This window comes from Mucilaginibacter sp. P1_D10 (assembly GCF_056406215.1).
Map to the genome: position 1 here is coordinate 155,006 of NZ_JBFUAP010000007.1, position 14,073 is coordinate 169,078.

General features: G+C 47.8%; 11 protein-coding genes. 7 read left to right on the forward strand and 4 right to left on the reverse strand.

Translation table 11 applies throughout. From position 1 onward, the window contains the following. Position 1 precedes the first annotated feature (1 nt). Positions 2–1,495, forward strand: a complete 1,494-nt coding sequence (locus AC1DYT_RS13135) for a M28 family metallopeptidase (protein ID WP_477470056.1) — start codon at positions 2–4, stop codon at positions 1,493–1,495. A gap of 103 nt (positions 1,496–1,598) precedes the next feature. After that, positions 1,599–3,833, forward strand: a complete 2,235-nt coding sequence (locus tag AC1DYT_RS13140) for a tetratricopeptide repeat-containing sensor histidine kinase (protein ID WP_477470057.1) — start codon at positions 1,599–1,601, stop codon at positions 3,831–3,833. Between the two features lie 9 nt (positions 3,834–3,842). Here AC1DYT_RS13140 and AC1DYT_RS13145 read toward each other — a convergent pair whose 3' ends face one another. From AC1DYT_RS13145 to AC1DYT_RS13160, 4 genes are all read right to left on the reverse strand, one after another. After that, a complete protein-coding gene (locus tag AC1DYT_RS13145) occupies positions 3,843–7,589 on the reverse strand; it encodes a sensor histidine kinase (protein WP_477470058.1) in 3,747 nt (1,248 codons plus the stop codon). Positions 7,590–7,657: 68 nt separating this feature from the next. After that, positions 7,658–8,536 carry an ACP S-malonyltransferase gene (gene fabD / locus AC1DYT_RS13150; protein ID WP_477470059.1) on the reverse strand — a complete coding sequence of 293 codons (879 nt, stop codon included), beginning with the start codon at positions 8,534–8,536 and terminating at the stop codon, positions 7,658–7,660. Positions 8,537–8,628: 92 nt separating this feature from the next. Next, complete coding sequence (gene folE / locus AC1DYT_RS13155) at positions 8,629–9,267, reverse strand: GTP cyclohydrolase I FolE (RefSeq protein WP_477457842.1); 639 nt, start codon at positions 9,265–9,267, stop codon at positions 8,629–8,631. Positions 9,268–9,276: 9 nt separating this feature from the next. Further along, positions 9,277–9,693: a 6-pyruvoyl trahydropterin synthase family protein gene (locus tag AC1DYT_RS13160; RefSeq protein WP_477458014.1), complete on the reverse strand. Its 417-nt coding sequence runs from the start codon at positions 9,691–9,693 to the stop codon at positions 9,277–9,279. Between the two features lie 80 nt (positions 9,694–9,773). Here AC1DYT_RS13160 and mqnB point away from each other — a divergent pair, with 80 nt between their 5' ends. From mqnB to AC1DYT_RS13185, 5 genes are all read left to right on the forward strand, one after another. After that, a complete protein-coding gene (gene mqnB, locus AC1DYT_RS13165) occupies positions 9,774–10,472 on the forward strand; it encodes a futalosine hydrolase (RefSeq protein WP_477470060.1) in 699 nt (232 codons plus the stop codon). 44 nt (positions 10,473–10,516) lie between these two features. Continuing rightward, positions 10,517–11,398, forward strand: a complete 882-nt coding sequence (locus tag AC1DYT_RS13170; protein ID WP_477470061.1) for a menaquinone biosynthesis family protein — start codon at positions 10,517–10,519, stop codon at positions 11,396–11,398. 438 nt (positions 11,399–11,836) lie between these two features. Then, positions 11,837–12,523 carry a hypothetical protein gene (locus AC1DYT_RS13175; RefSeq protein WP_477470062.1) on the forward strand — a complete coding sequence of 229 codons (687 nt, stop codon included), beginning with the start codon at positions 11,837–11,839 and terminating at the stop codon, positions 12,521–12,523. A gap of 78 nt (positions 12,524–12,601) precedes the next feature. Next, a complete protein-coding gene (locus AC1DYT_RS13180; RefSeq protein WP_477470063.1) occupies positions 12,602–13,543 on the forward strand; it encodes a hypothetical protein in 942 nt (313 codons plus the stop codon). A gap of 152 nt (positions 13,544–13,695) precedes the next feature. Then, positions 13,696–14,061, forward strand: coding sequence for a response regulator (locus tag AC1DYT_RS13185; protein ID WP_477470064.1), 366 nt, complete (start codon positions 13,696–13,698; stop codon positions 14,059–14,061). The last annotated feature ends 12 nt before the right edge of the window (positions 14,062–14,073 follow it).

Consider the following 14,073-nt stretch of genomic DNA (forward strand, 5'->3'; position numbering starts at 1 on the left):
AATGCGCCTACTACTTTTCTTATGCTTTTGTAGCACCGCCAGCCTGGCGCAGCAAAAAAACCTGCAGGGTATCGTAAACTCTTGCTCAACCCAAAGCTTAAAAAGCAATCTATATTACCTGGCCAGCGCTCCGTTGCAAGGCCGGTTGATGGGTAGCCACGGCGATACGCTGGCGGCACGTTATGTGGCAGCATCTTTCAAAGCAAACGGGGTGGCAGCACCTTACAATAAAGGCAAATCGTATTATCAATCGATTACAGCTGTGCTTAGAACGCAAAGGGCAACCTTAGGCATAAACAACGCCCGGTACGATTACCTGGACGGTTGGCTGATGTACGCGGGCGACGAACCCACCGACTTGAAGGACGTCCCCGTTATATACGCCGGCCAAAACAGCGTGGAAGATTTCTACAGCGATTTATCTGTAATGGACGTGAGGGAAAAGGCGGTATTCTTTAACACCAAACTGATCAGGGCATTTATTGCCAACGGGATGGATAGCATGGAGAATGTATTAAAGAAAAGGGGCGCGCTGATGGTAGCCTGGAGCGGCCCGTTTTTTTATCAGATAATTGACAGGCAAAAGGGCCGCAGGTTTTTGCCGCAATATGTACAGCCACAGGTTGGCCCGGCCACGCCGCCGTTACCACTGCCCGAAATAAACGTAACCACCGGCCGGCTACGCGAGATGCTAGCCGCAGATAATTTGACCGTTAATGACGATGCCATAGTGCTGGGTGCCGGCGAGAAGCAATATTTCGACATTAAATGCAAGCTGACGGTACGTGCCGACGTTGCCTTCAAAGAAACCCACGCGCCAAACGTTATAGGCACTATTGCCGGTACCGACAAATCGCTGCCTGCGGTTATTATTGGCGCCCACCATGACCACGATGGGGTAAATGGAAAGGACATTTATTACGGGTCGGTAGATAACGCCAGCGGCACGGTAGCTGTAATGGAGGTTGCTGCCATGATGAACCGCGCCGTAAAGGCAGGCTTGAGGCCAAAGCGTACTATTATTTTCGCATCATTCACCGGCGAGGAGCGCGGCTTGCTGGGTTCGGCCTGGTATGTGGGCCATCCGCTGTATGCTATGGAGAAAACGTATGGCATGCTTAATATAGATATGTTTGGCCGGGTAGACACCCTGCATCAGCGAAAAAATAGCGCAGATACTGCCAACTACGCCTATATATTGGTAAAAGATACCCTAAACCGCGGCCTTCGCCAGGCCCTGTACGCCGCCAACGATTCATCGGTAAATGTAACGCTTGATACCTATTACGAAAGCCCCAAATATATGATGAGGCGCCTTACCGGATCAGACCAGTACCCCTTTTATTTAAAAGGCGTACCGTTTGTACGCATCGACTGCGGCTTCAGCTCAGATTATCATAGGCCCACCGATACGCCCGATAAAATAAACTATTCCCTGCTTACCAAGCAAACCCAGCTTGCTTTTATGACGCTTTGGAACATGGCCAATAAATAGTAATTTTTGCCGGTGCAGATATTTGTATTTTTATGCTTATCTTATCGGAAACTTTTTTAACTGCGGTTTTCGTATAAGCAAGTATAACTGGTCAACATAACGCATGCCCCTAAAACTTATTCGCCCGGCTAAGCTTGGCGCAACCCTTTTGTTTTGCCTTGCACATGCCTCCCTGCTTGCCGGTGTGGCCAGCCGCCGGGTAGATAGCATCAAGAACCTTATCAGCAAACAGCTTACAGCACAGCAGCCTGCAGATACCGTTACGATAAACCGGATTAACAAACTCGCCGCCGATTATTTCCAATCGAACCCCGATAGCGCTTTCTATTACGGAAAAAAAGGCGTAGAACTATCCCGAAAAATAAAGTACGAACAGGGTATTGCAAACGGGCTGCTGCAAACCGGCCACGTAAACTATTTCAAAGGGCGGTCTGAAATGGCGCAGCAGGATTTTGACGAAGCCATAGCCATATTTAAACGGTTAAAAAATTATAAGGGGCTAAGTGCCAGCTATGTATCATTGGCCCGCATGTACACCCTGCTTGCCGATTATAAACAGGCCCTGGTTTACCTTAACCAGGCGCTTAAGATAAACACCAGCATAAAAGACGAAAAAGCGCTTGCCGATAATTTAAAGAACATAGGCGTAGTGTACTACAGCCAGGGCGACCTTTCAAAAGCGCTTGATTTTTATTACAAAGGCCTTTTTATAGCCGTAAAGAACCATTACAACGGCCTATCCGCCGAGTTGTACAACGATATTGGGCTGGTACTTCAAAACATGGAGGTGTACCCCAGGGCGCTTGATTATTACCAAAAAGCGCTTAGCCTTTTCAACGGCACAAAAAACTATCAGGCTATTGCCACCGTTAACGAAAACATAGGCGAAGTGCTGCTTGCCCAGCACGAGTATGCAAAAGCCATAGGCTACCTCACCAAATCATTGGCCGTGGCCAAAAGCCAGGAGGATATTGACGGCCTATGCTCGCTTTATACCGACCTGGGCCTGTGCTATGCCAACCAAAACCAGGATGCCAAAGCCATTAGGTACCTGGATACCGCACTACAGATATCCAGCAAGTATAAATACGTTTTTAACCAGGCTTATGCCCTAATAGGCTTGTCTACCGCGTATAACCTGCAAAAAAAGTATGCCGATGCTTATCAGCACGCTATGGCGGGGCAGGCTTTGGCCATAAAACTGGGCAACCTGCAGGTAAGGGCAAATGCCGCGCTGCAATTGAGCAAAACCCTGGCAGGCCTTGGCAAGTTTAACGAGGCCTACGCCTATCTTAACCAGTACAACGATTTAAAAGCTACGCTTAAGGCAAACGAAAGCATACAGAAGCTTACCTCTTTTAACTATGAACTGGAGTTTGCCACCAAAGAGCATCAGTTGCAGGAACAGCAGCGCGAGCAGACTTTGTTGTACCAACAAAAAATATCCGGCCAGCGCTCGCTCAATATCATCTTTGGGGTAATTATTTTGGCAATGGTAATCATCCTGCTGAATTATTATCGCCAAAAGCGGGCGCAGCAAAAAATCAATGCCAAACTAGCAGAGAAGAATACCGAGGTTCTGCAGCAAAAGGTGAGCCTTGATGAGCAAACCTATAAGCTGAACGACCTGAATAAGCTGAAAGACCGGCTGATATCCATACTGGCGCATGACCTGCGCGCGCCGCTGAGCACGCTGAGGGGGATGTTCGATTTGTTGCAGGATAATACCATCACCCACCAGGAAATGCTGGATATGATACCCAGCGTGCTAAAAAAACTGGAGTACACCTCCGATTTTTTGGATACGCTACTTTTTTGGATAAATAGCCAGATGGAGAGTTTCGTAACTTCGGTAACCACGTTTTCGGTAACGGATGTGGTGCGTTACGAGGTAGACAGCCACAACGATTCCGCTATACAGAAAGGCGTTGCCCTTACCAACCATGTGCCGCCGGGCCTCATCGCCTCGGCCGACCCTAACTCTATCCGCATCGTTATACGCAACCTTATAACCAACGCCATTAAATTTACGGGCAAGGGCGATACCATAGAAGTACGCGCGGCAACAGGTAAAGACGGCATGGTTACCGTAAGCGTAAAAGATACGGGGGTGGGTATGTTGCCCGAGCAGGCCGACCGACTATTCAAAAGCAAGGTAGACAGCAAAAGCGGCACCAATAACGAGTTGGGTACAGGTATGGGGTTATTGTTTTGTAAAGATTTGGTTGAAAAATGCAACGGCACCATACGGGTAAGCAGCCAACCGGGAATAGGCACTGAGTTTTTGTTCACCATACCTGTGCATGCTTTGCCGGCAGAGAGCCAGCCGGTGGCTTAAAGGGCGCTTTTACAACTCATCCGCACTATACGCTGGAAAATTTAAGTAGAAGGTGGTGCCTACGCCCATGTTGGTTTCGAACCAAACCTTGCCGTTGGCATTTTCGATAGAGTTTTTTACGAAGGCAAGCCCAAGCCCGGTGCCCGAGCTTTTGGTGGTAAAGTTGGGTTCGAATATCTTATCGCGCATATTCTCGGGGATGCCGTTACCGTTGTCTTTTATAGTGAGCAGCACGTTTTTGCTGGTAACCAAAAAGTTTATTTCGATAAGGCAAGCTCTGCCTGTAGGGGTGGCTTCTATGGCGTTTTTAAGCAGGTTGTTAAAGCAGCGCAGCAGCTGGTCGCGGTCGGCACTGATGTGGAACGGGGTTTCCTGCGTCATCATCTTGATGCTTACGTTATCCATCTGCTTAAAAATAATAACCGCCTGCCCAAGCATATCGAATATGTTGATCCGTTCAATCCGTGTATCGGGCATTTTGGCAAAAGCCGAAAACTCCGATGCGATATTAGAAAGGCTCTCTATCTGCTCTACGAAAGAGTTGCTGAAACGCTCGAATTTCTGGTCGAACTTCGGGTCTTTATCCCGCCACGATTTATCAAGCAGTTGCAAGCCCAGCTTAAGCGGCGTAAGCGGGTTTTTGATTTCGTGCGCTACCTGCTTGGCCATTTCGCGCCAGGCGTTTTCCCTTTCAGATTGTGCAAGTTTTTTGGCACTGGTTTCCAGGGCGGCTATCATGTTGTTGTACTCCTGCACCAGGGCGCCAATCTCGTCGTTACGGGCCCATTTTATGGGTTCGTTCTTTTTGCCGTAGATGGTTTTGCTGAGGTTGTATTGTATGAAATTGAGTGGAGCGGTTATCTGCCGGGCAATAATTACGGCAAAAAGGCCAATGGCTATGAAAACCAATGCATAAACATTTATCATTACATTAAGCAATGTGCCTATGCGTTCGGTATAATCGGCGGCGTTGGCAAAAAACGGCAGCTGCAAATAGGCAATGGTTTGATGCTGCGAATTACGCAGGGGAGCGTAGGCCGCTTTATAAGTAAGCCCGGATATACGTTCCTCGTTCACGAATTCGGATTTTTGCTGGTCCTTAAGGGCAATGTACGCCTGGCCGTTCATCCTCGGCGCAATAAGATCATAATCGTATATCTTAGGCTGGGTTGAAATAATCTGATTGCCGTTAAGATCGTAAAGGGTTAAATCGGTAGCGTAGCTATCGGCAAGTTTATCAAATTCTGCCTTGTTTGCTTCGGTAACATCGGCAATATAGCCGGTTATCGGCCCTTTTTCCAGCACGGCCGATATCCGCATAATTTTATCGCGGATGGTTTTATCCTGCTGCGATTGGTATTGCGTGCTTATGGATACGAAGGTAATTATGCCCACCAGCACCAGCGTAATCACTACCGCAAAAATCATGGAGAATTGTATCCGGGTTTTATACAGTATCCTATCGGGGTTTATCTTAAAACTCCAGTTGATGCGGTTGTTGTTGATATTCAGTATCTTCACTTTTATCCACAAAAACCTTACGAACAGCACAAGGCTGGCGAAGGCCAGTATCATCACAAAAAAGAAGGTAAGGGCCGTAATAATAGATGCTACAGGGTTTACCGCTTTGCTTACTACGATGAGGTTACGGTTGCTTGGTTTGTAAAGCAGGTGGCTATAGCGCGTGAGCCCATCCAGCCAGCTGGCCACGTGGCTATTGCTCTCTTGCATAGTGTATTTCTTCAGCGTGCCGTTAAACTCTTTGTTTACAACGCTGTACACATAGCTGCCGCTTTGCCCCACCAACATACTATCGGTGTAAAAAGCGTAAGAGTAATCTTTGAACTCTTCCTCGGGCTTGTCGGTTTTATCGACAAGCAGCCCCGGAAAGGTACCTAATACCAGTTGCGGCTTTGCTTTCAACTCGATTACGATGGTGCCCAGGCCGGTGCCGGCATCGGTAATAGGCAGTATAGCAAAGTAGCTTTGGAAACCAAACGACTCGTTTTCGCGATAGAAATGTGCGGATACTTTTAAGGAGCTGTACAGTACCAGGTCTTTAAAAACATCGAGCGTGTAGTTTTTATCGGCCGATATGGGTCTTTCCTGCATATCGAACTCGTGCATAGTGAATTCGTATTTGGAAAGGTACCTGTCGAAGTATAATTTCTGTAGGCGTGCAGCAAGATAATCATTAGAGTAATCGTGGCTTTTGAAATATCGGATAACAGCCGTGTCTTTGATGATTTGTTTTTCTACCTGTTTAAAAAGCGCATCGGCAATAGGGTCGCCGGGTACTTCCAGGCGCTGTATCAATACACGGCGGGTTGCTGCTTCTTTCTCTTCCTCGAACCGGTTGAGCTTTACCGCCGATATGATGGCGCATACCAGCACGATTACGATGAACGATGCGGAGGTGAATCTTTGATCCACATAAAAGTAGCGGTACCCCCGTATAATTACCATCAGGCCGCCAAGCAGGTAAAATATCGTAACCCCCCCATGCCAACTTATCGCTAAGGTAATGGCAATTATGCCCAGCAAAAAGACCACGCCCTGATGCATAGCCGGTATTTGCAGTTTAAAACAGATGGTGAGCAAAACCTCGGCAAGCAGCACAAATATCAAAAAGCTAAAGCATAGCATCAAAACGCCCAGCAGGCTATACACCGATAGGTTGAGCACGTTGTTTACATCGAAACTGATTTTTGAATAAAGCACCAGGCCATAAAATAAATTCAGGAGGTAGGCAGCCACGCCCATCAATACACCAAAGCTTAAGAAGAACACCAGGTAGCCGAAAGCTTTGCCGGGCGTTTTTTTGAGCAGCTTATGGCGCAGCGTGTACAGATAGGCCACAAACCAGCAAATGGCGAGTATGTTGAGGCAAAAATCGCCAAGGGAGGGGTATAGATAGTTAGCGGCGTAAAGCTGCGGGTTAAAAAGCATTAGCGGCTGCGTAAAGCCTGGCCAGTCGTAATGTAGGTTGGCAAAGCGGAAAGCCACGATAAAAATAGCCAGCGCAAGCAGCGAGAGGTAAACCAGCCCCCGGTTGGCCAGGTAGGTTACCAATACATGGATAAGCACAAAGAGGCTAAGCATGGCAAGTATCCACATCGTTAGCTCGGAGTAAAGGAAGCGGCTGTTTTGCTGCCCACCGATAAGTTTTACCGAAAAAAGATAAGCCCCCTTTGCATCATGGATGGCGTAGATGCCTTTATCGGCAAAGTCGGCAATGTCGATATTGGTATCGGTAGTGAGTTCTTTGGAAAAGATATTTTGCAGGTATTTATTCTGAAACCGGTAGGCATTTTTCACGGGGATGAAAAAGAGGGCCGAGAACAGCCCGTCGGATTTTTTGATTACCTCATAATATCCGTTATCGGTGCGTATAAAGGAGGTGCCATCTTTAAAGCGGGCGGGGTTTTGAGGAATTACTGTAACCCCGCTCCAAAAATCGATATTGCCGTTACGTGCGGTAACCAGCAAAACATTTTTATTATTGGTATAGTTGTTTATGAAGCTAAGCCCGGCCGAATGGTTTATAGCGAAGCTTTTGATTTGCTTAAAACCCTCCTTATCATCCAGCAGATCGTAAACGTACCGTTCCTGCCGGTGCAGGTTGCCCTCCAGCACCTGCGCCGATTGCTCCAGATTTTTTTCAGGCGAATAGGCGTTCTCAACAATTATTGCTGTAATTAATAAGCTGGCGAACAAAAGCGCCAGCAAAGCACGTATTTTTCCGGCGGTAGTCAATTGTTGTTAAAGCTATTTAATCGTTATAAGCAAAACTAATTACAGCGCAATAAGTTTTGCTTTAACTTTTATAATACAGCTGCGGCAGTAGGTACTTCCTTGTTCACCTTTTTTACCAGGCCTTGCAGCACTTTCCCCGGGCCAACTTCGGTAAAGGAGGTGGCGCCATCGCGTAGCATCTGTTCCACGGTCTGCGTCCAGCGTACAGGGCCTGTTAGCTGCGCTATCAGGTTTTTCTTTATCTCTTCCACATCGGTATGTGGCTTGGCATCAATATTTTGGTACACCGGGCAAACCGGTGCGTTGAATTGGGTTTGCAGTATGGCATCCTGCAGCTCAACCCTCGCAGCTTCCATCAACGGGGAGTGGAAAGCGCCGCCTACGTTTAGTTTCAGGGCGCGTTTGGCACCGGCGGCCAACATTTTTTCGCAAGCGGCATCAATACCAGCAATGCTGCCCGATATCACCAGCTGCCCCGGGCAGTTGTAGTTAGCCGGTACCACCACATCGCTTACCTGGTGGCATATATCCTCAACGGTAAAATCATCCAGCGCCAAAACAGCGGCCATGGTGCCCGGCTGTATTTCGCAGGCTTTTTGCATGGCGTTGGCGCGTGCTGCAACCAGGCGAAGCCCATCCTCAAAAGATAAAGCCCCTGATGCCACCAGGCTGGAGAATTCGCCGAGCGAATGCCCGGCAACCATCTCCGGCTCAAAACCGGCCATTACTTTTGCCAGGATAACCGAGTGCAGGAATATAGCAGGCTGGGTTACGTTGGTTTGCTTCAGGTCCTCCTCGGCACCATCGAACATTACATCGGTAATGCGGAAACCCAAAATTTCGTTGGCTTGTTCGAAAAGCGCTTTTGCCTGTTCGCTTTGCTCGTAAAGGTCTTTACCCATGCCTGGGAACTGGGCACCCTGCCCAGGGAAAATGTATGCTTTCATTTGGTTTGGTTTATTGGTTCAGTCGTTCATTGGTTCATTAGTAGAATAAGTGGCGACTCTGCACCAATGACTAATGACCTTGAACAAATGAACTAACTCAGTTTCGAACTAATCAAATTCAGGAACTCTGTCCTGGTTTTTTCTTTTAAAAACTCGCCGGTAAACGCCGATGTGGTGGTTACCGAGTTTTGCTTTTGTACGCCGCGCATGCTCATGCACAGGTGGCGGCACTCTATCACCACGCCCACGCCAATTGGGTTAAGGGTTTGCTGTATGCAATCGCGTATTTCGTTGGTCAAACGTTCCTGCACCTGCAGGCGGCGGGCAAAGGCATCAACCACGCGGGGTATTTTACTTAAGCCAACCACGTAGCCATTGGGTATATAGGCAATATGCGCCTTGCCGAAGAAGGGCAGCATGTGATGCTCGCACATGGAGTACACCTCAATGTCTTTCACGATAACCATCTGGCTGTAATCTTCCTTGAACATGGCTGAGTTCAAAATCTCTGTTGCGTTAAGGTCGTAGCCATGGGTAAGGTACAGCATAGCTTTTGCCATGCGTTCGGGTGTTTTCAAAAGCCCTTCGCGTGCGGGGTTCTCGCCAACATGCTTCAAAACTTGCAGGTAATTGGCCGATAAGCTTTCAATTAGCCCGGGGTTGTAGCGGTCTATCTTTTGGTAGCCGCTGATATCGTCTTCCCTATCGGGGATATGGGTATCGTTATTCATAGTTCGGGCTTAGCCGCCAAAATACTCGGCAGAGTTGTTGTCGGTTTCAAATAATCGTACCGAATGCAGGAACACACCCGGATAAGCCTCGATAGGGCCTTTAAGCTGGTTGAATATCTCGATAGTAAGCAACTCGGTTGATGCCATTTTGCCTTTCATAAAATCCACATCCAGGTTGAGGTTTTTATGGTCCAACTTTTCTATCACATGCTCGTTAATGATTTCCTTAAGCTCCTTAAGGTCTATCAGGTATCCGGTTGCATGGGTAATTTCGCCTTTAACGGTTACAAACAGGTTGTAATTATGGCCGTGCCAGTTGGGGTTGGCGCATTTGCCAAACACTTCAGCGTTTTTTTCTGCGCTCCACTCCTCGCGGTACATGCGGTGTGCTGCGTTAAAGTGTTCTTTGCGCGTAATATGTATCATCATAGCAATTAATGGTGCAAATATACAAAACAAAAATAGCCGAGTTGTTTATCTTAGTGCCCATAAATATAATTGGATTTATGCGGATATTGTTTGTAGCGGCAACGGGGATGGAAGTTGGCGGGTTTATCCTGGACTTTGGTTTCCGTATATCCGATTCGGAAAAGAAGAATATTTTCAAGACGGCCAACGCCCCCGAAGGCATAACCAATTCGTTGCTAATCACGGGCGTAGGGATGGTTGCTACCGCCTTTGCCCTGGGTAAAGAACTGGCGACCAATCAATACGACCTGGCCATTAACCTTGGCGTGGCCGGAAGTTTCGACCGCCGCATAGAATTGGGCGAAGTGGTGGAAGTGATAGACGATAGCCTGGCCGAATTGGGCGCCGAGGATGCCGACGCCTTTTTGCCCATCAGCCTGATGGGGTTGGGAGAAAGCAGCTTTAAGGCATCGGAAACTATTGCTAATATCTTTAAAGGCACCAAAGCGGCCGGCAAGTACAAAAATCTTAAACAGGTACGCTCTATTACGGTGAATACTGTGCATGGCGAGGACGAATCGATAGCGAAAGTTGTGCAGCGCCTAAACCCGCAATTGGAAAGCATGGAAGGTGCGGCCTTTTTTTATGCCTGCAGGCAGGCCGGGGTGCCGTGCGTACAAATCAGGGCAGTGTCAAATTACGTGGAAAAGCGCAACCGCGACAACTGGCGCATAGGGCTCGCCGTTAAAAATCTGGATACCTTTGCCATCGATTTGCTGAATACACTAAAAGCATAGCCCCCCAGCCCCCTGAAGGGGGAGTAAATAATTATAGTAAATAAATGACCACTTTAAAAGATTCCCCCTTCAGGGGGTTAGGGGGCAAACTTACACTTGGCTTTTCGCCGTGCCCAAACGATACTTTTATTTTCGATGCGCTTATCCATCATAAGATTGATACCGAAGGGCTGGAATTTGAGGCGTTTTATGATGATGTGGAAACCCTTAATCAGAAAGCCTTCCGCGGCGAGCTGGATATTACCAAGCTGAGCTACCACGCCTTTGCCTACGCGGCAGATAAGTATATTTTGCTGAATGCGGGGAGTGCGCTGGGTTTCGGCGTGGGGCCGATGTTGATTTCAAAATCGGAATTTTCAGTTGCTGATTTAGAGCAAAACCCATTGCTTAAAATCGGCATTCCAGGCAAATACACCACCGCTAATTTTTTACTTGGACTGGCTTTTCCACAGGCGATTAATAAACAGGAGTTGGTTTTCTCCGATATAGAAAACGCAGTTTTAGATGGCAGAGTGGATGTTGGCCTCATCATCCACGAGAACCGTTTTACTTACCAGGATAAGGGCCTGCATAAGGTTGTTGACCTGGGCGACTATTGGGAAAAACGTACAGGCTGCGCCATCCCGCTAGGCGGCATCGTAGCCAATCGCAGTTTGCCCCTGGATGTGCAGCATAAGATAAACAGGGTGCTGAAACGCTCAGTAGAGTTTGCCTTTGCCAACCCCAAATCGGGGCTGGAATACATCCGCTCGCACGCGCAGGAAATGAGCGAAGAGGTAATGTACAAACACATCGACCTATACGTTAATAAGTTCTCGGTTGATTTGGGTGAGGAAGGTAAAAAGGCCGTTAAGCTGTTGTTTGATACTGCGTTGGAGAAAGGCATTATCCCTTCTATCAGCAAGAATTTATTTTTGAACCCGTAAACTTCTTAGAAAGGGTAATATTAGCCGCAAAAAGTGTAAACCCGAATATTTTTTTAAACGCATGATTGTCAAATGATTAACACGTTTATTTTCCAATTTCTGTAAACCTTCTGTAAACCCCTTTTTTGCACAATTGGCGGTGTGAGAATGTTCCCCGGGGAACATTATGCTGGCATATTCACGGTAAAAGATCGCCCCTTGCCCGGCAACAAAGCCCTCAAACTTTCCAGCGTACCCGCTTCTTCTTTCGGCCTACCTTGCCGCAAATGCAGTATGCGTCTCCAAACAGAAACTGTATGCTTTTCTGAACACAGTGCGTTTTTTTTGCACGGGGAAGATGCTCCTCCTAAAGCCATTTTACCGATTGGTACAGCATTTGCCAAATCTTTGCTGATAGGGCATCTCTATCAAATTTATCTGTTACTTAAATATACCAACATGAAAAATTTAGTAAAACCAGTTTTATTTGCAGCAGCGCTGTTTATTGCAAACACCGCCGCTAAAGCACAAGTCAACATTGGCGCAACTACAGCAACCAAAATCGTTGCGCAGGCTACCACCCCTACGGTAAGCGCTGCCACAATAGCGCAAAGAGCCGTAAACACAACCGCCGGCGTTACCCAGCAGGTGCAGGCCACAGCACAGAATGCCGCTACGCAGGCTGCTGCCAATGCCGCCAAGGCGAGCGCGGTCAACGCGGGCGTAAATTCGAGCGTAAACGCTACAAGCAACGCCGCTTTAAATACCAGCAATGTTGCCGCGAACGGCAGTGCAACGGTTGCCGGCACACAGGGCATCACCACCCAAACTGCCGATGCTACCACAAACGTAGCCAACACCGGCTCGGCTGTTGCCGCAAGCGCCAACGCTAAAAAAGATGCCGCCCTTGTTAAAACCAGCAACGCGCTTACTGCGGCCGGCAACCGCGTAGATAATGCAAACGTCGGCGCTACCAGCTCAAGCACGGTTAATAGTTCGGCCAGCACAAACGTATCGGCAAAAAGCATAAAGGCTACCGGTAATAGCACAAGCCCATCTACTACCAGCGCAACAGTTGGCAAAAAGAAGGTAAGCGTTTCTGCCGCCGGTACCGGTAAAACAACCGTGAAAGCCGTTAAGCAATAAAACCGTACGCAAATCCAAATCAAAAAGGCCGCTAAGGCCTTTTTGATTATACAAGCATTTTTTCAGCCATTACTTATCATGAAAAACCGTCGGCTTATCAGCACCATCCTACTCGTAACAAGCACTATCGCCGCAATGGCGCAACAGGTAAAAAAAGACACCCTTGCCGCCACGCCAACCGTAAAGCCGCTTTTTTTCAACGCCGGCTTGCAATATATCTCTAACCTTACCTACGCCGGCCGCCGCGACGAAACCAGCGTACCCCTGCTGCTACCTACGTTCACTATTGTGTCTAAACAAGGTTTTTTTATAAGCGCCATTGGTTACTTTGATGTGGGCGGCCAAAGCAATGGCGACGGCGGGCTGAGCGTAACCCCGGGCTATGTTTTCGCTTTCGATAAAGCGCGGTACTACGGTGGCTCGGTTTCGGCGACCAAATATTTTATTAGCGATGCCAGCCCCATAATCCTTTCATCGTTCAACGCCACCTTGGATGGCCAGCTTTACTTCAATCCCGGCAATATAGCCAAGCTAACCCTGGGCGCCAGCTATCGTTTAGGTAAGAACGACAAGAACGATATCGTGAACAATGCCGAGTTATCCAAGGAAATTACCGTACTGAAAACCGGCAAGGCCCAAACCGGTGGACTGAAGGTAACGCCTACCATTACGCTTTACGCGGGCACGCAGCGTTTTAGCGAAACGTACTACACCAACTCGGTGGTGCAGCGTTCTGTTGATAACCCCACATCGCCAACGCCCATCAACATTTTATTTCCGCAGCAGCCTAAGCAAACTATAATAAACGAAACGGTAACGGAAGAGCATCAGCGCGAGGTAGCATCGTACAACCTGCTTGCGTTATCTGGCTCGCTGCCGGTTGCTTATACTATTGGCAAGGTGCAGCTGAATTTTACCCCTTATTTTATAAAGCCGGTAAAACAGGTTAACTATGTGAACAATACGCAACAAAACGGGGTTTACTTTCTATTTACCACAGGCCTTAGCGTTACGTTTTAAACCACGGGTTTTATCAGTCGTTAGTTAGCATAAGCCCCTTTTTTGTAGCTGACCCCAGAAAAATTGCCACCTAGTTTCATCCGGGACTAAGTAATTTAAGCCAGGGTTAATAAACGGCATGGCCTTTGTATAACTAACTGAAATACATAGCCATGAACAAGAAGATATTGATAGTTGACGACAATGTGCTGATTACTGAAGTAATGAGCTATATACTGACCAGTAATGGCTATGATGTAATTACCCTGAATCAGGGCGCGGCGACAGTTACGAAAATAAATGCCACCCATCCCGATCTGGTGATTATGGATATCAGCATGCCCGATGCCGATGGCCGCGATATATGTCGAACCATCAAGCTGAATAAAGATACCAAGGATTTGCCGGTAATCATATGCTCCAGCAACGACGATATAGCCCTAACCCTGCAGCAAGACGGCCCGCCAAACGATATACTGAGCAAGCCTTTTGATATGGCTGTATTGCTTGATAAGGTAGAGCACCAGCTGGCAGCCTAAAAGCGAACGACC